Origin of the sequence: Larkinella knui (genome assembly GCF_003858645.1) — a bacterium.
Taxonomy (GTDB): Bacteria; Bacteroidota; Bacteroidia; order Cytophagales; family Spirosomataceae; genus Larkinella; species Larkinella knui.
This window is the reverse complement of the sequence record NZ_RQJP01000007.1, coordinates 420,492-441,015: the sequence shown is the minus strand read 5'-3', so window position 1 is coordinate 441,015 and position 20,524 is coordinate 420,492. Positions and strand designations below refer to the sequence as shown.

The 20,524-nt window shown below is 47.5% G+C and carries 16 protein-coding genes; 10 read left to right on the top strand and 6 right to left on the bottom strand.

Translation table 11 applies throughout. The features are described 5' to 3' along the window. Positions 1–364: 364 nt before the first annotated feature. The 4 genes from EHT87_RS30305 to EHT87_RS30290 all read left to right on the top strand — a co-directional run bounded on the left by EHT87_RS30305 (position 365) and on the right by EHT87_RS30290 (position 3,822). A complete protein-coding gene (locus tag EHT87_RS30305; RefSeq protein ID WP_124910524.1) occupies positions 365–1,525 on the top strand; it encodes a zinc-dependent alcohol dehydrogenase in 1,161 nt (386 codons plus the stop codon). A gap of 11 nt (positions 1,526–1,536) precedes the next feature. After that, a complete protein-coding gene (locus EHT87_RS30300; protein WP_124910523.1) occupies positions 1,537–2,088 on the top strand; it encodes a hypothetical protein in 552 nt (183 codons plus the stop codon). 137 nt (positions 2,089–2,225) lie between these two features. Further along, the gene (locus EHT87_RS30295; RefSeq protein WP_229321479.1) at positions 2,226–3,251 is read left to right on the top strand and encodes an L-dopachrome tautomerase-related protein; all 1,026 of its coding nucleotides are present in this window, start codon (positions 2,226–2,228) and stop codon (positions 3,249–3,251) included. A 367-nt stretch (positions 3,252–3,618) separates the two neighbouring features. Then, the gene (locus tag EHT87_RS30290; RefSeq protein WP_124910521.1) at positions 3,619–3,822 is read left to right on the top strand and encodes a hypothetical protein; all 204 of its coding nucleotides are present in this window, start codon (positions 3,619–3,621) and stop codon (positions 3,820–3,822) included. 626 nt (positions 3,823–4,448) lie between these two features. Here the strand turns inward: EHT87_RS30290 and EHT87_RS30285 are convergent. Further along, on the bottom strand, positions 4,449–5,249 hold the full coding sequence (locus EHT87_RS30285) for an SDR family oxidoreductase (RefSeq protein WP_124910520.1): 801 nt from the start codon (positions 5,247–5,249) through the stop codon (positions 4,449–4,451). Positions 5,250–5,338: 89 nt separating this feature from the next. Here EHT87_RS30285 and EHT87_RS30280 point away from each other — a divergent pair, with 89 nt between their 5' ends. The 3 genes from EHT87_RS30280 to EHT87_RS30270 all read left to right on the top strand — a co-directional run bounded on the left by EHT87_RS30280 (position 5,339) and on the right by EHT87_RS30270 (position 7,636). Then, positions 5,339–5,674 (top strand): winged helix-turn-helix transcriptional regulator, encoded by a 336-nt coding sequence (locus EHT87_RS30280; protein ID WP_124910519.1) that lies wholly within the window; start codon positions 5,339–5,341, stop codon positions 5,672–5,674. A 213-nt stretch (positions 5,675–5,887) separates the two neighbouring features. Beyond that, positions 5,888–6,694, top strand: coding sequence for an SDR family oxidoreductase (locus EHT87_RS30275; protein WP_124910518.1), 807 nt, complete (start codon positions 5,888–5,890; stop codon positions 6,692–6,694). A 39-nt stretch (positions 6,695–6,733) separates the two neighbouring features. Further along, entirely contained in the window at positions 6,734–7,636 is a 903-nt protein-coding gene (locus EHT87_RS30270; RefSeq protein WP_124910517.1) for a helix-turn-helix domain-containing protein, read from the top strand. A 523-nt stretch (positions 7,637–8,159) separates the two neighbouring features. Here EHT87_RS30270 and EHT87_RS30265 read toward each other — a convergent pair. The 3 genes from EHT87_RS30265 to EHT87_RS31920 form a co-directional block, all read right to left on the bottom strand. Then, a complete protein-coding gene (locus tag EHT87_RS30265) occupies positions 8,160–9,299 on the bottom strand; it encodes an FG-GAP repeat domain-containing protein (protein WP_124910516.1) in 1,140 nt (379 codons plus the stop codon). Positions 9,300–9,765: 466 nt separating this feature from the next. Continuing rightward, positions 9,766–10,497, bottom strand: coding sequence for an alpha/beta fold hydrolase (locus tag EHT87_RS30260; protein WP_124910515.1), 732 nt, complete (start codon positions 10,495–10,497; stop codon positions 9,766–9,768). A gap of 117 nt (positions 10,498–10,614) precedes the next feature. Then, entirely contained in the window at positions 10,615–10,854 is a 240-nt protein-coding gene (locus EHT87_RS31920; RefSeq protein ID WP_185716388.1) for an integrase core domain-containing protein, read from the bottom strand. A 532-nt stretch (positions 10,855–11,386) separates the two neighbouring features. On the opposite strand from EHT87_RS31920, the gene EHT87_RS30250 reads away from it, so the two are divergent. Beyond that, complete coding sequence (locus EHT87_RS30250; RefSeq protein ID WP_124910513.1) at positions 11,387–12,055, top strand: flavin reductase family protein; 669 nt, start codon at positions 11,387–11,389, stop codon at positions 12,053–12,055. A gap of 396 nt (positions 12,056–12,451) precedes the next feature. Here EHT87_RS30250 and EHT87_RS30245 read toward each other — a convergent pair whose 3' ends face one another. After that, the gene (locus EHT87_RS30245; RefSeq protein ID WP_124910512.1) at positions 12,452–13,462 is read right to left on the bottom strand and encodes an SDR family oxidoreductase; all 1,011 of its coding nucleotides are present in this window, start codon (positions 13,460–13,462) and stop codon (positions 12,452–12,454) included. A gap of 1,066 nt (positions 13,463–14,528) precedes the next feature. Here EHT87_RS30245 and EHT87_RS30240 point away from each other — a divergent pair. Beyond that, positions 14,529–16,748 carry a tetratricopeptide repeat protein gene (locus EHT87_RS30240; protein WP_124910511.1) on the top strand — a complete coding sequence of 740 codons (2,220 nt, stop codon included), beginning with the start codon at positions 14,529–14,531 and terminating at the stop codon, positions 16,746–16,748. A 50-nt stretch (positions 16,749–16,798) separates the two neighbouring features. Next, a complete protein-coding gene (locus EHT87_RS30235; protein ID WP_124910510.1) occupies positions 16,799–18,763 on the top strand; it encodes a response regulator in 1,965 nt (654 codons plus the stop codon). A 526-nt stretch (positions 18,764–19,289) separates the two neighbouring features. Here the strand turns inward: EHT87_RS30235 and EHT87_RS30230 are convergent. After that, positions 19,290–20,453 carry a hypothetical protein gene (locus EHT87_RS30230; RefSeq protein ID WP_124910509.1) on the bottom strand — a complete coding sequence of 388 codons (1,164 nt, stop codon included), beginning with the start codon at positions 20,451–20,453 and terminating at the stop codon, positions 19,290–19,292. Positions 20,454–20,524 lie beyond the last annotated feature (71 nt).

Here is a 20,524-nt window from a genome sequence, read left to right as displayed (position 1 = left end):
GCTGCGGCTATTAGAGCCCTCATGGGCAGCTTACGGAAGGGCAACCCTTCGGCTGCGGGTCAACCGGGCGAAGGCACTTGTCTTGCGAGACAATACGGATCTGTGGAATCAGATAGACGATGGGCAGTTGTTTCTCAGTCTGAAGGGAAGAAGTATTCGGAACGGTTGACTGGCATGCCGGATACAGGCAGCATTCCTTCGGATAACCCAATCGCTTGCCTCCTAAGCTTGGGTGCATGTAGTGGATAGACAATTTAATTGATGTTACTCCTCCTTGACCTATCTCTGTGGTAGGTAGCCGCTTGCGGCATAACAGCTTGACGTCTTCAGTAGATAGTTCAATCACGTTTAACGACAGGAAGCTATGTTAGCAATGAATTTTCGCGGGGCCCGTCAAATCAGGCTAGACCGTCATAAGCCCGAGCCAGAGATTAAGCATCCCTATGATGCGATTGTGCGCGTAACGCGTTCGTTGATTTGCGGATCCGACTTACACCTGTATCACGGTCGTGTGCCCGATACCCGGGTGGGCATGACCTTTGGCCATGAGTTTACCGGCGTAGTCGAAGCGGTAGGCTCGGGCGTGCAAAAACTGAAAGTGGGTGACCACGTGCTAGTGCCGTTTAATGTTGCCTGTGGCACCTGTCCGCATTGTAAGCAAGAACTCTACGGCAATTGCAATGAGTCAAATCCGCAAGCCACAGCCGTCGGCGGCTTTTTTGGCTATGCGCACACCGGCGGTGGCTATGATGGCGGACAGGCCGAATACGTTCGGGTACCGTACGCCGATGTGAGCCCAACGGTGATCCCCAAAGGAATGGACCTGGAAAACGCCGTTCTTCTGACGGATGTCGTACCCACGGGCTATCAGGCGGCCGAGCAGGGCGGCATCCAGAAAGGCGATACTGTGGTGGTATTTGGAGCCGGCCCGGTTGGTCTGATGGCGGCCCGCTTTGCCTGGTTTTTCGGGGCTACCCGGGTCATTGTGATTGACCACGTCGACTATCGCCTGGAGTTTGCCCGCAAGTTTGCTTTTGCCGAGGCTTACAACTTTCGGGAAATGAGAGACCCGGTGTTGTTCTTAAAAAAAGCCACCGATTACTTTGGCGCTGACGTATGTATCGATGCGGTAGGCTGCGATGGCACCGGCAGTGCCTTACAAACTATCACCGGTAAAGGACTGCTTTTGCAAGCCGGCGATGCCACAGCCCTGCACTGGGCGATTAACTCGGTAAAAAAAGGCGGCATTGTTTCCATCATCGGGGTATACGGTCCGCCCTGGAACCTGGCACCCATCGGAAGTCTCATGAATAAAGGGATTACCTTACGGGCCAACCAGGCCTCGGTGAAACGGCTGCTGCCCAAGCTGATTGATCACATCATGAGCGGGCGAATCAATCCCAAGGAAATGATTACCCACCGGCTTCCGCTGGAAGAAGTACCGGATGCGTACCGCATGTTTTCCAGTAAGCTGGACCACATCATCAAACCCTTATTAATTCCTCCACGCGCCAATGCGGCTTAAAACCTTATCGTATGCAAACCGTATTAGAAGATAAAATAGACGAATTTCAGGACCGCAAGATTGCGGATCGAAACCGGGATAAGCGCACCAAAGACATCCCCGGCTGGGGCATGGATGCAGATCCGGAAAATGATCCCACCTACCCCATGAAGCATTGGAACGGTGCGGACCACGAGCGGCTCAATTATGAAAAAGCCCCCCAGCAGCGCATCGACATTGAGGTCTTGCATTCGGTGGAGCGACCCGGTGTTACCCGAGTATTTGGTAATTCCTCACCACCTTCCGGTCTAAGTGGGGCTATTCGTCGCTATGCCTATCAGTATAGTGAAGCGACTGCTACGCACTGGATGACGCTGATATTGGCCGACCGGATCAACGCCATTGAGGGAAAGATAACTGACTTGGCACACGGCATACTTCCCAATCCCTGGATTGAGCGGGGCTGGCGAGCGGAATGGAAGTACAACCGGCCTGCTTTTATCCAAAAGGCCGCGACGACGGCCTTGCTGATCACGGCCGGTTTCATGGTGATGAAACGGAAGAACAAGCATAAGTCGGTTTAGTAAGCGGGTGGGATTTATTGTATCAACCCAGAAGAGGCCACAAGCTGAACCCTTTTGGGTTGATACGTTATTACCCGGCGAGTTACAAGTTACCTATTTACTGGTGCTCTAACAATTAAACCGATCCAATTATGAGTATGAGCAGTCATCAACTGGAACAAGTCTTTTTAGACGACACGTACCAATTAACCGGTGTGGCGATCACGAAAGACGGTCGTTTGTTTACCTGTTATCCGTTATGGCCCGGACCCCACCAGTACGGTGTAGTAGAAATCTTCCCTAATAACCGGGTGAAACCGTATCCGGACGAGCAGTGGAACAACTGGCAGGAAGGGGACACCGGAACGAATAAATGGGTTTGTGTGCAGGCGGTGTATGTTGACGCGGAGAACAACCTGTGGGTGGTGGACCCGGCCTGCCCGAACATGGAACAGGTGTATGACGCTTGTTTTAAGCTGGTCAAAATCAACCTGGCTACCGATAGCATCGAAAACGTATACCGGTTTGAGGGTGTACTCAGCAACAAAAGCTATATCAACGATGTGCGGGTCGATACCCAAAGAAAAGTAGCGTATTTAACGAACTCCAATGAAGGGGGGATTGTGGTGGTTAATCTGGAAACGGGAACAATCCGGCAGGTATTGCGCCATCACTATTCGGTAAAACACGACCCTTCCTTTACACTGATCATAGACGGGAAGGAATTTAAAAAACAGGGTCAGCCAGTACACCTTCAATCCGATGGCATTGCCTTAACACCGGATGGCGAATGGCTGTATTACAAACCGCTCACCGATAACAAACTCTACCGCATTCGCACGGAATTTTTGCGGAACGAAGCATTGCCGGAAGACCAACGGGAAGCTGCGGTGGAAGATTTGGGACGGTTTGCGGTGACGGACGGGATGATCTTTGACAAAAACGGCAACCTGTACCTGGGCGATTACCAGCACTACAAGATGGTGCAACTAACGCCTGCGCATCAGATGGAAGAGGTCGTGTCCGATGAAAGGCTGATATGGCCCGATAGTTTTTCGATTTCGACGGATGATTATTTATACATCAGTTGCTCTCAGATCAATAAGCAACCCGATTACAATGACGGCGAAAACAAAAGAACAACACCGTATGCCATTTACCGGATGAAATTGCCGAATGCCTAAATGCGGCATTTTTCCAATCCCTGGATTGAAAGGGGCTGGCGGGCAGAATGGAAGTACAACTCAAAAGGGTTTGTGCAACGGGCTGCTATAAGCACCGCCATACCGTTTGGCATTATCCTATAGCTGAGCAGGAAAAACCCACGCAAGTTGAACACTTGAATTATTACTGTTTATCAAAACGATGCATAATGGTGTTGTTTCGATACACAGGTAGCCCCACCTTATGAGTCGTATCTTTGATTATTGAATGATAGTTAGTAGAAAGGTTAAACTGATTAGGGTCACAATATTCAGCTTATATTTAACCGACTTGAAAGGAAAAAGTTAACCATCTCGATGTGCAACACCGGAAAACCAGTTATAGGAAATGGATGCACTACAGATACGCTACTATGGTAAACTCATTGAAACGCGCCGCGAACTGAGGCCCAATGAAAAAGCCGAAATCATTGAATATCTATGCCCTTGTGTTCCACCGGGTGATGTAGCCTTCATGGAACAATATGCCACTACCTACTACCTGATTCGTCTTCTTCAAGAAACTTGGCAATACAATAATCGAAAAACCTGATTGCCCCGCGTACCGTTTTGCGATTCCTCGCCATGCCGTCGACAAATGCCAGGCACACCAGTTGGAAAAACCAGTGATGAGGCTGTTGTAATACACTGAAATAGCCTTACACAAATGGGGTCAAATTAATTCAGTATAATACACTTTTTTGAACGGACATATTGACCCCAAGTTGGCTCCATTTTTCGATTGAGAAATGATGAGTTCAGGAAGCTAGCTATCAAATGCTGAACTCCACTACTTTTCTCCCCATTCCAATGTCAAGAAATTGGAATAAATGGTATGAGCACCGGAGTGGGTGTTTTAGCGACAGTCGGCTTTAAGTGTTTTTTATTTCTGTATGATGTTAATCATACGTATTAAAAATGTCGAACGAAATCATCGACGACACTGAAATTGGAACCGCACCGGCGGCCGCGTTGATTTGTGACGGAGCCGCCCGCGCGGACAGGTTTTGAGACCGGTAGCTCAAACTAAGAATGGCTGCGAGATGCGTAGGTCAGCGTCCCGAGAAAACGGGCGTTTTAAGAAACACACCTAATGGTGGTTGTTCGTAATCCACAATAAAGCCCCCGCAACTATTGATTTACAGAGCAGGGGCTATTAATGCAGAGCAGTGCTAACAATTAAACATGTTGTGCATCAAAGTACATTTTCTTGATTTCCTTTCTAGAAGCTTCTGCTCCGACTTCCTGCCGACGGTTGTAAATGGCTTGGGCCGCTTTACCTGCAAAATATCGTAGTTGGTCTTTACCATCTGTTGCGGCCTCAAAGATTACTTGAGCAATCTCTTCCGGTTCAGAAGTTGGTTTAATCATACTGAGCATTTTTTTCTCGGCAGCTTCATAATAGGGCAATGGTAGCACCACTCGATCACTATTAAACAGCTCGGTCTTCGTACTACTCGGCGAGACCGTTTTAATACCGATATTAAAAATAGATAATTCAATCGATAAGCATTCGCTCCACCCCTCAACAGCCCATTTTGTCCCGTTGTAAACACTTGTAAAGGGGAAGCTAGTATGTCCACCAATTGAGGTTACATTAATAAATAACCCACTCTGCTTCTCCCGAAAGTAGGGAATGAAGGATTGAGTAACGCGAATTGTTCCCAAGAAATTAGTGTCAATTTGCTGGGTAATTTGTTCATCGGTCAATGCTTCCAGAGAGCCCAGCAGACCATAGCCTGCATTATTCAACACAACATCAATATCAACCAGCGAAATGGCTTCTTCGACAGTTGATTTTATCTGCGTAACATCCGTAACGTCAAGTGGCAGAACGACTACATTCTGCAGTTGTGTTAATTCTTTCTCTTTTTCTGGCGTTCGCATTGTGGCGATAACTTTCCAGCCCCGTGCCTGAAATAGTTTAACGGCAGCTTTTCCAATTCCGGTTGATGCACCGGTGATAAAAATAGTTTTCATTTGGTTTCCATTTTTATGTTGTTTGAGCCGTAAACTTACCGTATTGAAGTATACCTTTGATACTTGTATACAAAAGGATACTTAAATACATGGAAGACAAAAATCGTTTTCAGGAGAAAATTGCAGCCATTCAAGATACGATGTATGTGATCGGGGGTAAATGGAAAATTCCGATTGTTCTGTCCATTTATAGCGGCAATAAGCGTTTTAACGACATCAGTAATTCCATCCCCAAGATCACTAATCGCGTACTTTCCAAAGAATTAAAGCACTTGGAAGATAACTTGATGATTACCCGAAAGGTGGTTGATGACTATCCTGTTCGGATTGAGTACGCGGTTACCGAGTATTGTTTAAGTATTCAAAGTGTGGCGAACACAATGGAGGAATGGGGAAGAAACCACAAGAAACGCTTGCAGAAATAATGAAACAATCTCTTGTCTCAAAAGACACTCATACCTGAGACGAAGAAAGATTGACGTAACCGTATTTCGGGCATTGGGCGAGTTAATGTCTTTCAAATCTATTTTTATAAATACCAAGTCTCGATCCGTCAAACTGTTAAGCATTGCGTAGATCGTGTTAAGCCTAACACGTATGGCTTCCCGTTCTTTGCACTGACAAAACAATATCAGGCAATGATGAAGACAGTATTTATCACCGGGGCTTCCTCTGGTTTCGGACACCAAACGGCTACCTTATTTCAAAAACAGGGCTGGAATGTCGTCGCTACCATGCGTTCCCCTCAAGAAGTACAAGGACTCGATCAGTTACCAAACGTGTTGGTTACTCAACTTGACGTTCAGGATGAGGCATCCATAACCCGAGCCGTAGAGGCAGGTATACGGCATTTTGGCCGCATCGATGTCCTAGTTAATAACGCTGGTTATGGTCAAATGGGCGTTTTTGAATCAACCACCCGTGAACAGATTCTGAAACAATTTAACGTTAATGTGTTTGGCCTGATGGATGTGACCCGGGCTGTCCTGCCCCATATGCGTAAACAAGGAAGTGGTACCATCATCAATATTTCCTCATTCGCCGGGCAGGTAGGTATGCCATTCGGGAGCCCTTATATCAGCAGCAAGTTCGCTGTAGAAGGCTTTTCCGAGTCGCTTTCTCATGAACTCCAACCCCTTAACATTAGCGTAAAGCTTATCGAGCCAGGCAGTGTAGCCACTAATTTCGGTAGTTCAAGGCAGATTAGCAAAAACGACATTGCGGCTTATGAGCCCATCATGACGGCCTTTTTTAAACACTTGGAAACGATCTTCACTACATTGCCTAAAGCTAGCCCAGAAGATGTTGCCCGAACTATTTACGAAGCGGCTACGGACCAACAGAGTCGGTTGCGCTATGTCGTGGGCGGAGATGGGCAGTTCTTTATAGACAGTAAATACCAGGACAGTAATAAAGACTTTAGCTCGCTGATGCGTGACTATTAACTCAGTGAAGGTGTCGGCTTTATTAGCTGAATTTGTTGTATGCCAGAATCATTCATTGATATTCATTCGATTAGTGAACTACACCAACTGTATGGTGTAGGTAAACCGAAGCACCCCTTAATTACAGTGGTTGATTTGGCCAAAACTCAGGTTAATTATCGTAAGAAAGCGGCTTCTTACCGGTTAAGCTTTTATACCATCTTCTGCAAACAGGTAAATGGAACGGTCAAATACGGTCGATCTTATTACGATTTCAGCGAAGGATCGATGATGTTCACTGCGCCAGGCCAGGTGATTACTTCCCGTGCTGATTCATACGCTGAAACAGGCTGGGGATTGTTCTTTCATCCCGATCTGATTTATAATTGTTCGTTAGGGCGACGAATCAAGGAATACACGTTTTTTTACTACGAAATATCGGAGGCTCTGCACATCTCCCAAGAAGAAAAAGACACCTTGGAAGCCTGTCTACAAAACATTCGAAAAGAATATACGCAGAACATCGACAAGCACACTCATACCTTGATTCAGAGCAATATAGAACTGCTGCTCAACTATTGTAGCCGTTTTTACGAGCGGCAGTTTTATACCCGCCAGAAAGTAAGCAACGATGCCGTTCAGCAGTTTGAAAAACTGCTGAACGATTATTTTGCCCAGCCCACGCTGATTAACACCGGTTTGCCGAGTGTGGCTTATTTCGCTGAGCAGATGCATCTCTCACCAAATTATCTATCTGATCTTTTACACCGGTTCACAGGCAAGACTACGCAGGAATACATCCATTTACAGGTGGTGGATAAAGCGAAATCGCTCCTATGGAGCACCGATCAATCTGTCAGCGAGATCGCTTACGCTTTAGGTTTTGGGTATCCATCCCAGTTTAGCCGGTTGTTCAAAAATAAGACGGGCTATGCCCCAAGCGAATATCGACACTTAAATTGAACTGTGCCAGTGATGGCTTCACCTAACAGTTGTTTAATTTCAACTGCTGTTGCACCTAGAGATTATATATTCTCAAAATACGCTCGTATTTTAGGAAGAAGACCAAAGCCTTGTTTCTAGAATGAATACAACTTGCCAAAATTGGATTATGAACCTACTGTTGACCCATAATAGATGAGATTTCTTTTCTACATAGAATTAGTTCAAGAAGGTATGAGTAGAAGGGTTAGGCAGGTATCACATTTTGTCCGCGTGGGCCCAGAGAGGGTGGTGTGTCAGAGATTGATAAGTGAATGGGATGGTCACCACTGAAAAAGGGACAGCTGCCCCAGATGATGCCGTCGTGAGCCAAGCGGACGAGCATTTGAGATACAATAGACCACTTTCTGAAAAGGCTAGGATTTTGGCTGCTTTTCTGCCGAAGAAACGTTTTGCGCGACTGACTAATTAGACGAACGTAGGACAAAACTAGTGCGGGAACGCGTTCGTAAGGTCAATCCCTTACCTACTACTTCTCTTGTTTCTACCTTTGGTTGCTATTTCCAAAGTATAGAATATTGGGTGCCTCTGAGCGCGCAGCAGCGATGTCTAGGTTACCGTCTTCATTGAAATCACCGACTGCAAACCCATACACCGTCCCCTTAGAATCGCCGAAAGAAATTGTTTTAAAAGCGTGGCCTGTCCCGTCATTAAAAAATATTGACGACGGAGCTTCGATATGCCCCACCAGGATATCAACTTTCTTGTCGTTGTTTAGATCGGCCAAGGTAAGTGCATAAGGAACTACCTTTGAATCCGCTAAGAGAATACCGGCTGAAAAGGTTTGATCTTTTTGGCCAAAATAGATGCTCACTCCTTTTTTTTCGTCTACAGTTACAATGTCAAGGAAATGGTCCGTGTTCACATCGGCTACGGCTGCCACCCGAATCGTAGCGTCAGGTAGCCCGAATGCAATACGACGGGCATCTGAAAAGCTAACCGTTGAGTTACCCAGATATACATAACTCTGGCCACCGTCCCGGTGCGGTACAACAAGGTCAATAAAACCATCCTGGTTCATGTCCGCAGGCGCAATCGTGGTGGCGGGGTAAGGAGCAAAGGGAAGGCAATTGCTAGTAAACTGTCCTTTTCCTCTGTTTAGGCAGATATAATTCACCGTTTCCTTATTACCTCTGTTTGCTAAAATAAGATCGGGCAATCCATCAGCGTTAAGATCAGCGATGGAAACATTCCTTGTTGGCCAATCAGGAAGGCCGAATTCAGAGTGAACCGTAAAATTTCCTTTCCCATCATTAACATAAATTAGCTTCTTATCCGGCGAATCATTGCTAATGGCAATATCAGGAAAACCGTCGCCGTTAAAATCCGCCACCCCCCCGGTGTATGATCGGTCGGATACTTTCCCCAGGCTGTAAGCCTTTCTTATACCGCCCTTCCCATTACCGAGGAGAACCCGGTCTACGATGGGCCAATGTCTTCCCTTCACCAGCAGTAGATCAAGATGGCCATCTCCATCAAAATCACCGAAACTTACATTCGCTGTTGTATCCGATTGCTTTTCAAGTTGTAAAGTTTGATTAAAGTTTGGCAAATCGTTCCTCTGAGCAAGCATTGCATGGGGTAAACTACTTACAAGGCCGATAATTATGAATGAAAATTTCATAGCAGTTCAATCAAATTTCTAGTCTTTCGTGGAAATAAAGCGTTTTTTCGCGAAAGCTCACAAGCTTCTCGTCGATTAGTCTGAAAAATTTAGTGTCATTTTTATAAACCATTAACTATGGGACAATAAATGGTTTAGAAGGAAATGACTTACCATCAAAACCGGACATAGCTTGTTGACAACTGGACATCAATGAAGCTAATTGTTGTCTCCTGAAACGCTCGTTTGTGAGACAATGTCTTCATTGATAAGACTCTGCCCTGTTTGGAACCCTGATAACCTTAGAGCGGTAGTTTGTGAAGGAGCTTATTGACCCAAGAGATGCCCCATTTCTGTGTTGAGAATGAATAGGTTCAAAAAGGTATCAATTCCTGATTAAGCTACGCGAGCGTTATTTGAGACGGTCGAGATTTATAATAATAGACCACCACATTTGGACACTACCCAAGTTGATAACAGTTCCGATTTAAGTCAACGGCTTAACTTGTTTGTGAATAGCTAAAAGAATTTTAGTTAATTCCTCGGGTTGGGAGAGGAAAGGTGAGTGACTTGTCCTCATTGAATAGATTTTTTGGCATGGCAATCGTTGGTACATCTGCCGCTGAATGTCTATACTAAGAGCCCGGTCTAATTGCGTCTCAATGTAGAAACGGGGTGGAGTTGACTTAACTTCAAGTTGATTAGAATTCTCGTTGCTGCTACTACTAGTACTTTGAGGCACTTGTGGTTCAGAGGTTAAATGAGCAACTGCCCAAGCACCTACTTCATCAGTACAGTCTGCATAAAATACCTCTTTAGCCATTTGGGGATTAACACTCACGCGATGGGTATCTGGATCCACTTGCAAAGCCTGGGGGAGTAATGACGTTTTATCCTGTCTCATAATTTCAGGAGGAGATATGTTTTCTGGCAATAAGAAAGCCGCCAGGTATACCATGGCCTGTATTTTTTCGGGGTAGCGTTGGGCCAGTTCCGTTATGATCATACCACCCGAGCTATGGCCCACCAGGATAACCGGTTGTGCTTGTTTCTCAACCAAGCGGCTTAGGGATTGGATCAGTTCCCCATGTTCCTTCCCTGAACCTGCAAAGTCAGGCGTCAATACCTGACGGGCATGTGGTTGTAAATGAGGGAGCAGTTTATTCCAGCACCAGGCACCATGAAAGCCACCATGAATGAAGAGAAAAACAGGGAGCATAGCTTATTGAGTTAAGTTAGGTTTTTTATCTAATAAACGAACGTTTGTTTATTTATGTTTTCATTTCCTCCCCTTTGTTGAAAGGATGTTTAGGGTTTCGCACGGTCTTAGTCCCTATCAGTTGGGCATTTCTTCTAGAATAGTTGTGTCACTTACCACTACCATTTGATGGGCCGCGTCCCACTTTTGCTGTGGAGTTACAAAGCCGATTGACCGGTGAAGGCGACTAGTGTTGTAATGAGTAACGAACCGATGTAATGTCTCTTTAGCTTCGTAGTAGCTGGCGAATTCATTTCGCTCGATAACCGCTCTTTCCAGAATACTGTGAACCGCCGGCCGCCCGGTCAATGTAGGCATTCTCTTCGGGAGTTGCCACATGGGTGAAGCGAACGGGCGCCCCCGTCCTGCTTCATCTGCGATGCTTTCAGAAAATTACGCACTTTGTGGGCGATAAATTGGCTACCATGATCATTGCGCAGAACCACCTCAGAATATGGGGGGCAGCTTATGTGTGTAAAACGCTAAATGGTCGGCTATTGATAGGCGTTTAACCGATGAAAGTTGAGTCATCAAATGGCTTTTGAATGTTTATCACAAACTAGGCTAATAAGGAATGTCGTCTTAGTCGTCTCAAGAAATGCTTGTGGCTGGGGCACAATTCATTTTAGTTCGAAATGCCTGCCCGTTTTATCTGCCATATAGTCAGCACGGGTACTTGGTGAGGCAGAAACCGAGCTACACCAGCATTCCAAACCGGAGGTGTTTTATCGATTTAAGTTGTATAACAGCCACAAGATTTTTTTGAGATGATGCCTTTGTTTATTGAGCAAGAATCGGGTTGGTAGCCAGGCTAAAATGACCGTGCTTTGAGCGCAAAAAGCACAAGACAATGCATCATATCAGCAACCCTTCCATTTTGTACTTTGGCACCCCTGTTGTGCTAGTTGGCACCACCAATAGCGATCAAACCTACAACCTAGCTCCTATATCATCCGCCTTTTGGCTCGGTTATCGCTGCATGATTGGTATAGCCGCCCATTCCAAAACAACTGAAAACATTCTGCGTAGTGGAGAATGTGTGCTTAACTTACCCTCCGTGGATCAAGTTGAAGCAGTTGACCGATTGGCACTCCTAACCGGAACGAGTCCAGTACCTGCGGGGAAACTAGCCAAAGGATATAGCTATGAAGCTGACAAATTCAAAAAAGCGGGAGTGACTCCCCTGGAATCAAATCTGGTCAAGGCACCCCGCGTGTTGGAGTGTCCTGTTCACCTGGAAGCGCGATTTGTCTCCATTCATCCGTTAGGGGCCGAAACGGGTATTGACCAGATTCGAAGTGTAGCCTTGGAATTAAAAGTTGTTCGGGTTCATTTAGCGGGGTCGATTCTTTCGGATGCCAACCCGGACCATGTTGACCCCAACAAATGGAAGCCGCTTATCATGAGTTTTCAGCATTTTTATGGGCTTGGTTCTCAGCTACAGCCGGCTAAATTAGCCTCAGTACCAGAACGATTGTACAGAACTTTTGACACTGAATCGGCCAAAGCCACTCATTGATTACGGCTATATTTAAGAATGGTCCCCAATTATGGGCCGGTTAAAGCGGGCCGCACGCTCGGTTGAGGATTGGGCACTGGATACAATGAATTCCAATTGGGTTTTCCGAGTATCATGCGTTGGCTGCGGTGACAATTTCCATTGCCTAAGCGGAGCCTTATCAAAAAAAAGGTCATATAAGGAATGAGTTTCCCCCATTCTTATACAACCTTATCATTCATCGAATGCTTATTACGCAAGTTAGGTGACAAGCTATCGTCGCCATCGACTACATGCATTGCATAAGCCCCGGAAATGAGGGAAGACACCACGGGTGAAAGGCTCCCCATACGTACATTTCAGTGACCGGGCCACACGGGCTCGATTTATAATCCTTCTCTTCCTTCCTGACCGGTGTTAAGGTTGACCCTTACCACCGGCAGCACCGTATACCTGCCCGGTGGCGTAGCTACCCTCGTTAGCGGCCAATTGAACATAAATCGAGGCCAGCTCAACGGGTTGGCCAGGCCGACCCAGCGGGGTATCACCGCCAAACGTCTTTAATTTTTCCGCCGTAGCACCACCACTGGGTTGCAACGGAGTCCAAATGGGGCCGGGGGCTACACCATTCACCCGGATGCCTTTTGGCCCCAGTTGTTTCGCCAGCGACTTGACAAAATTCATTGTGGCCGCTTTTGTTTGGGCATAATCGTACAAATTGGGCGACGGATCATAAGCTTGTTCGGACGTGGTTCCAATGATAGAAGAGCCAGGTGACAGGTGTGGTAAAGCGGCCTTGATGATCCAGAACGGTGCGTAGATGTTGGTCTTCATCGTCGCGTCGAAGTCCTCTGAAGAGACATCCAGTATGGATTCACGGCTTTGTTGCCGGGCGGCATTACTGACCAGAATATCCAACCCACCGAGCCCTTTCACCGCTTGTTCAACCAGCCGCTGGCAAAAGGCTTCTTCCCGAATATCGCCCGGGATGGCAATGGCCTTTCGGCCTTCTTTTTTGATCAGATCAATCACCTCTCTGGCGTCAGATTCTTCCGCCGGCAGGTAATTGATGGCCACGTCGGCTCCTTCCCGCGCATAGGCAATGGCGGCAGCTCGACCCATGCCTGAATCTCCTCCGGTAATTAATGCCTTGCGGCCCAGTAAACGACCTGACCCTTTATAGCTCGTTTCGCCATGATCAGGACGAGGAATCATTTTGCTGGCTAAACCCGGCCATGGTTGCATGGGCGTCGTAAAGGGAGGCTTGGGATATTTAGTGGTTGGATCGCTGAGTGGTACCGGAACGGCGGCCTGGGCATTTTGCCCTTCCGAAAAAGCGTTTAGAGGACCGACCGATACGGTTGCCGCCAGGGTGCTTCCAATCCCGCCTATGGCCTGGCGTCGGGTTAGTTGATTGTCCTTTTTCATGGGAATCTTCTGTGGTTGTATACTTTTTGTTGGGACCGATTGGCTTTTTTTTATGTCATACCCTTAACTGCCGGGATGCAGTAAAGTTGCAGATTACTCGAAACGTCTATAATCCGGCTTCAAATCAAGCCCTGAATCAGCAGGAACGTGGACGGGCAAGCGTTTGAAACGGCTTCGTGAACGTACACGGTGAAACCGGTCTGAACCAGTTTAGAGTGGCGCACCAATGAACACAGATTGAAGCAGGCGCTCACCTGGAGATAGGAATAACTTCTGTTTCGAACCACCGCTGCGGCATTTCCTTTGAGTAAGGTTTTTTCCTGATTCCATCATCATCGATGTGAACTCTTGGCTGGGTAATTAAAGCGGCAGTCTACCCAATGATTTACACTTGTTCTATGTGGGTCATACGTTTGAAAAACGGTCCGCAGGGCATCACTGCGACGCCTGCGGATACCATTTTTGACAGCTAGACAAAACAAAGAGTGTCCATAGTGCAACAGTCACGCTTCTTTTTTGAGAACAAGATTTCTGTGTTGAGTATGAAAGGTTCAGAAAGCTATAATTTATAGGTGTTTATAACCTCATCCATCCGAAATTGCCATTTCAGCGGCTTGACGGTTACCAAAAACACTATAAGAAGTGAAGTGCGATGTCATTCTAAACAATTTCGAGTTTGTATTGAGACAAATGAACTAGTATTTACCCCAAATCTGCCATCCTTTCTGTGCTATTCGGGAGACCTTTGACGAGTCCAAGCTGGATTATTAATCGTCAACTTCGTGTCACTCATGAAAATACACTATTTCCTGCCAACCCTTACCCGACATTTGCTTTATTGGCTAATGCCCTGCTTCCTGACCAGTCTTGCGGCCTGCCATTCTGCTGAACTACCCCCTGAACCGAGCAGTTATCAACGCCGGAATTCTGGGCTGGACTCGGTTTGCCCACCTACCCCCGGGGTTGTAAAATTCCCTAAAAATGAACTCTTTATGAAAGGGCGTATAACCGGTGGTCAGGACACTTCTTTTCACGGATTCTGACAGCCAACTAAACCACTTCACTGATGAAAACGCTTCATCCCCACTTTCTCTTTTTACTGCTGGTCATCATTATAGCGAGCCGCCCTGTTTTTGCCCAACCCGCCCGGATCGACTCACTGCTAACCGTGCTGAAGACGCAAAAGAAAGACACCAACCGGGCCAATACGCTCTCCAAACTGATTGGGAATTATCAGCGCAATAACGAGCCAGAAAAGGCTATCCAAACGGCAAACGAGATGCTGGCACTGGCCAATCTAATAGGATCTGAAAAATTCCGGATTGAGGCTTATTATCAAATTGGTATGACCTATTTCTATAATAGGATAAACTATGAAACCACCCTGAAATCCTGGCAAAACTTTCTACTCGTTCTTCCTGCCCGGGAAAAATCGGGTAATAAATGGGAGCTAGCTTGGATCTACTATTATCTGGGCGCGACTGATTCCCAACTCAATAATCTTCCTGATGCACTGAATTATCTATATAAAGCGTTAAGACTCGCCCGGGAAACGGGTAATCAGGCACTGGCAGCTGAGATTTATTATTTTATCGGCGGTATTTTTCTGGAACAGAAGCAATACCCGGAAGCCTTAACGAATTTACTGGAATCGCTGCGACTTCGAAAAATCATCGGTCATCAATCCGACATTGCTCATACCCTTACCCCAATCGCCCAAGTTTACATGTTCCAACGGGATTTTGCTAAAGCCTTTCAGTACACGCAGGACGCTTTACAGATCGTTCAGCAACCCGGGTTCGATGGCCCGAATTGGATGGTGCCTTTAAACTACAGGACCTTAGGGGAAATATACGAAAGCATGGGCGAAGCCGCCCACCAATTCGGTGATGAGCAGGAAGCCGCTAAACTGTACACCAAAGCCCTTGAAAATTTTCAGACGTCATTAGCCGACTGGAAAAAACTCAGGCAGACATCCGGAGTCGCCGAGGTAACGCTATTGATCGGAAACATCCACCGCAAATTGAACCGACAGGCCAGCGCAAGAGACTATCTAGAACGGGGGCTGAAAGCAGCCATTGACGATAAGTACCTGCAGAGTGTGGTTGAAGGCTACCGGTTTTTATCGAAACTCGACAGTGCCCAGGGCAATTACCGGCAGGCTTACCAAAATTACAAAGCGCACATCGTTTTCCGCGATAGCCTGTTTAATCAGGAAAAAACCCAGAAATTAACGGAGGTAAAAATGCAATATGAATTCGACAAGAAAATGGCCCTGGCCAAAGCTGAGCAAGAAAAGAAAGACTTGTTGGGTCAACGTGCTATAACCCGACAATACGCCGTCATGACACTCCTAGCGATTCTGGTCGTAGTAGTCACTCTGATTGCTTTTATACAATGGCGCAATAACCGACAGAAGCAACGCACCAATGCGGTGTTGCTGCAGCAAAAGGCGAAAATCGAAGAAACGCTCAACCACCTGAAAACGACCCAGACCCAATTGGTTCAGAAGGAAAAAATGGCCTCGCTGGGCGAACTGACGGCGGGCATTGCCCACGAGATTCAAAACCCGCTGAACTTTGTCACCAACTTTTCGGAACTCAGCTCGGAGCTGGTGGACGAATTGGAAGAAGAACGCCAGAAAAGCGCACACGATCCGGTACTAGAAGTGGAACTGCTGACCGACCTGAAAGACAACCTGGGTAAGATTCTGCACCACGGCCAGCGCGCTTCCAGCATTGTCAAGGGTATGCTCGAACACGCCCGCAGTTCCACTGGGGAGCAGCGCCCAACCGACCTCAACGGTCTGGTAGATGAATACCTTCGACTGGCCTATCAGGGGCAGCGGGCCAACGACAAATCATTTAACTGCAAACTTCAAACCGCCTTCGATCCGGCCATTGGCGAGGTGAATCTGATCCCCCAGGAAATTGGCCGGGTGCTGTTGAATTTGTTCAGCAATGCGTTTTATGCCGTCCATCAACAGCAACAACTGGCTCGGAACGTCAACTACCAGCCGGAAGTGGTAGTGCAGACGTCGCGTCAGGAAAAGCTGGTTATCATCACGGTTCACGATAATGGAACCGGTATTCCGGATAGCGTAAAGTCGAAAATTTTTCAGCCTTTTTTCACGACCAAACCCACTGGTCAGGGCACGGGGCTAGGACTCTCACTAAGTCATGATATTGTTACCAAAGGTCATGGCGGACATCTGTCGGTGAGCAGTCAGGAGGGGCAGGGTACCGAATTCACCCTAAGTTTACCCATTCCGTCAGCGGACGCGTAATTTCTCTCGTTTTTTGCGTAAAATCATCCGAATCTTAGTCTGCTTAATCGATGAAGACCAAAATCCTGCTGGTGGATGATGAAGTGGATCTGGAAGCCCTGTTCCGCAAAAGGTTCCGGCCCCAGATTCGGACCGGTGTTTATGACTTTGTCTTTGTTCGCGATGGGCTGGAGGCCCTGCGGGTACTGGAGCAGCAGCCCGATATTGATCTGGTGCTAAGCGACATTAACATGCCCGGCATGGACGGGCTCACTCTGCTGGCCCGACTGTCGGAAATCAACCCCCTGGTGCGTACGGTGATGGTGACGGCCTATGGTGACATGGACAACATCCGGCTGGCGATGAACCGGGGCGCTTTTGACTTCATCACCAAACCCATCAATTTTCAGGACCTGGAAGCGACGATTGAAAAAACCCGGCAGCACGTCCACCAGTTACGGGAAGCCGCGCAGTTGAAGGCGATAGATGCGATGAAAACGCGCTTTTTCACCAATATCACCCATGAACTGCGTACGCCCCTGTCGTTGATTCTTTCGCCGGTGGATAAGCTGTTGGAGATTGATGACATTCCCACGCCGTATCAGCACCAGCTCACGATGGTCCGGCGGAATGCCCGGCAATTATTGCAGCTGATCAACCAGTTGCTGGATATCCATAAACTGGAAGCGAGGCAAATGGATCTGGTCAACGAGGTGGGCGATTTGCCCGGCTTCGTCGGGCAGATTGTGGATTTGTTTCGTCCCTCGGCGGCCATTAAAAACCTGACGCTGACTTACCAGCCTGAATTGCCTACCGGAACGTATCTGTTCGATGCAGGGAAATGGGAGAAAATTCTTAACAATCTGCTCTCGAATGCGATCAAGTTTACAGCCACCGGCGGTATCAGCGTCGAATTGTATCCGACGCCCGTCGGCGCGGGGTTGTCGGTTCAGGACACCGGGATTGGAATTCCGGCAGACCAGCTTCCGTACATTTTCGACCGGTTTTATCAGGTGAACCTAACACGTACGGAAGCGTATGAGGGCACCGGCATCGGGCTGGCGTTGGTTCGTGAGCTAGCGCTCCGGCTGGGAGGCACCATTCAGGTCGAAAGCCGGGTGGGTGGCCACGCTCCAGGCACTGATTTTGTGCTGGAGGTTCCGATTCAGCGCGTGAGAGATTCTGTTGAACCAACCACTATCCCGGCACCCGGTCTGCTGATTGACCCGGAACACCCGACAAATGATTTGGCCACCCCAACCAGCCGTTCCGATCAACTACCGCTGATATTGGTGGTGGAAGATCACCGCGAATTGCGGGAGTTCATGGTTGCCGAACTGGCCACGACGTACCGAATTCGGGTAGCGGGCAATGGACAGGAAGGCTGGCTGGTGGCCCGGGAAGAATTGCCTGATGTGGTGATTACCGACCTTTTAATGCCCAAACTCGACGGTTTTGCGCTCATTGAGCGTCTGAAAGCCGACCCGGCCACCGACCACATTGCCGTCATCCTGTTGACGGCCCGCGACGAGCAGAGCAGTCGGATGCAAGGTCTGGCGTGCGGTGCCGATGAGTACCTCACCAAACCATTTCACCTCGACGAACTGCAGTTGCGGCTGCGCAACTTGCTGGCCCGGCAGCAAAACTTACGGGACCAGTTTTGCCAGCCATGGGCCAGGCCGGGAGAAGACCTGACGTCAGGGGCGGTTTTGCCGACCAAAGCCGGTCAGTTTCTAAGCCGATTTTACCAGCTGGTGGAAAGCCGGCTGGATGATTCGGCGCTAAGCGTAGAAGACATGGCCGACCAGCTGGCTATGAACCGCAAAACGCTCTATCGGAAAGTGCACACATTGACGCAACTGTCGCCTTTGGACCTAATTCGGCAATACCGGCTTCGCAAAGCCGTTGATTTGCTCAAGCTGGGCAACAACGTTTCCGAAACCGCCTACTTGGTTGGCTTCGAATCACCTTCCTATTTTATCCGGGTTTTCCGGGACTTTTATCAACAAACTCCATTGGAATACCTCAGACAGTAATCGATTATAGGACACATCTACTAACCGGCAAGCCAATTTAAGTCAACAAACTAGTGTATGACACTGAAATAGGCCTATAAAATTGAAGCCAGTAATTCTCTGTTTAACGCCCATTTTTGAACTGACTTGTTCAACCAAATAAACCCGCTATTTGCAAAAGGGACTGATCGGCTCAGAAAGCTATGAAATCCTGATCTAATCCACTTCCCTACTCTCCTTTTAAATTCAATGACAGATAAATACCCTACTTTAAATCCCTGTATGGGTGTTTAAAGCAACAAACGGAATTAAAACCGTCTGCGCCGGCAGCCCGGTCACAAACTCAACTGCATCAGCGAAAAAGGAACACCGTCCGCGGCTGCGGTTGCTTTCTAACGGGGCCGCCCGGCGGATTACAATTTGAGACGACAGGATTACACAAAGAATATCCATTGCGCAAGGCCAACTGACGTCGCAGGAAAACGGGCGTTTAATGCTACACATCATTCCTTTCAGGTTACGATCCAGTCGGTTGTCATAGCTATTGTCATTTAATCTTAGGTCCCCGGTGTACATTCAAGATGCGCGATGAACGTTCGGCTTTGGGCCACTCGTATAACATATCGTTAAACTTTAGTGGGTCAACTGGTTTGACAAAGGCTCGAATTTGATAAGGGCAGCAAATATCTGTATCACCCGGATCGCCTACGTAAACTACGCCTTTCCATTGTCCATTCTTTTCGACCTTTATGGGCGGCTGAACCCAATGCCTATGGTCACCTACGGGGCGAATCACTACCCATACCGTGTCGGCGTTCATTGCTTTGCCTTCCATGACTAACTGATGGGGTACTATATGCACGTCGGACGGATAATAAATAGTAATATCATCCGTAAAGATGTAGCGTTCGTCTCGCCGGATTATTTCTTTTATGTCAGAAGCTAATTCAGCTTTGGGCCACTTATGCAAAACGTCCCACGGAAAAAGAGTTTGTTCTGGATTGACAAAGGCCCGTACCTGAAATTTTCTATCAGTAGTATACAAAGACGAATCGCCAATAACAATCGGAACTCGCCAGTGACCGTGGGAGTTGACTTTAGCTGGGTATGCGACGTAGTAGTTAGACTCGTTATCTGGTTTGACGACAAGCCAGACAGTATCAGCATTACTTACTTCGCCCTCAATAGGAATTAGGCGTGGGTATCTAACGGCAGAAAATGGCACATGCATATGCAGTCCACTTGCCTGTTTGAATTTAGTTCGTTTTAGGGTGAGGAAATAACTGCCTAAACCAAATAGCACAATCAGCCCTGTTAATACAGGTAAGGATAACCGCTTGGTCAGACCCGTAGTGACATTGGGTGCGCTGACGGATTTCCCGGCAAGATCTGTGGCTGAACCTTCGGCATACAGGAAGCAGGTCTCCAGAATCTTTCTATCCGGCATGTAGCCATCGGCGGTGAAGAGCAGTACCAACGTATAGGTACTAGGAATGTGAATACTTTTTTGCTGTCGGTCGATGCCCCCGCGCACGAAAAGCTCCTCTTCAAACGACTCACGCAGAGGTTCGTAATTAGCCCGGTTGGTGTTGAAATTAAAAGCGGGGTATTTAACCCGGTCCTGGGCATGGTACGTCTGGTAGCGGGCTTTGATACTTTCTCGCAACGTAAATATTTCATTATCAGGGGTGTATCTGGTAAATTTTTCCATGCCTAAGGAAATACATAACGAACGTAAGTGAACAGAAATAGAAACGTAACGAAACCGAAATTTAAACGAAA

Coding starts and splice junctions, on each gene's coding strand:
- EHT87_RS30305 (WP_124910524.1), top strand. CDS start 365: ATGTTAGCAATGAATTTTCGCGGGGCCCGTCAAATCAGGCTAGACCGT.
- EHT87_RS30300 (WP_124910523.1), top strand. CDS start 1,537: ATGCAAACCGTATTAGAAGATAAAATAGACGAATTTCAGGACCGCAAG.
- EHT87_RS30295 (WP_229321479.1), top strand. CDS start 2,226: ATGAGCAGTCATCAACTGGAACAAGTCTTTTTAGACGACACGTACCAA.
- EHT87_RS30290 (WP_124910521.1), top strand. CDS start 3,619: ATGGATGCACTACAGATACGCTACTATGGTAAACTCATTGAAACGCGC.
- EHT87_RS30285 (WP_124910520.1), bottom strand. CDS start 5,249: ATGAAAACTATTTTTATCACCGGTGCATCAACCGGAATTGGAAAAGCT.
- EHT87_RS30280 (WP_124910519.1), top strand. CDS start 5,339: ATGGAAGACAAAAATCGTTTTCAGGAGAAAATTGCAGCCATTCAAGAT.
- EHT87_RS30275 (WP_124910518.1), top strand. CDS start 5,888: ATGATGAAGACAGTATTTATCACCGGGGCTTCCTCTGGTTTCGGACAC.
- EHT87_RS30270 (WP_124910517.1), top strand. CDS start 6,734: ATGCCAGAATCATTCATTGATATTCATTCGATTAGTGAACTACACCAA.
- EHT87_RS30265 (WP_124910516.1), bottom strand. CDS start 9,299: ATGAAATTTTCATTCATAATTATCGGCCTTGTAAGTAGTTTACCCCAT.
- EHT87_RS30260 (WP_124910515.1), bottom strand. CDS start 10,497: ATGCTCCCTGTTTTTCTCTTCATTCATGGTGGCTTTCATGGTGCCTGG.
- EHT87_RS31920 (WP_185716388.1), bottom strand. CDS start 10,854: ATGCCTACATTGACCGGGCGGCCGGCGGTTCACAGTATTCTGGAAAGA.
- EHT87_RS30250 (WP_124910513.1), top strand. CDS start 11,387: ATGCATCATATCAGCAACCCTTCCATTTTGTACTTTGGCACCCCTGTT.
- EHT87_RS30245 (WP_124910512.1), bottom strand. CDS start 13,462: ATGAAAAAGGACAATCAACTAACCCGACGCCAGGCCATAGGCGGGATT.
- EHT87_RS30240 (WP_124910511.1), top strand. CDS start 14,529: ATGAAAACGCTTCATCCCCACTTTCTCTTTTTACTGCTGGTCATCATT.
- EHT87_RS30235 (WP_124910510.1), top strand. CDS start 16,799: ATGAAGACCAAAATCCTGCTGGTGGATGATGAAGTGGATCTGGAAGCC.
- EHT87_RS30230 (WP_124910509.1), bottom strand. CDS start 20,453: ATGGAAAAATTTACCAGATACACCCCTGATAATGAAATATTTACGTTG.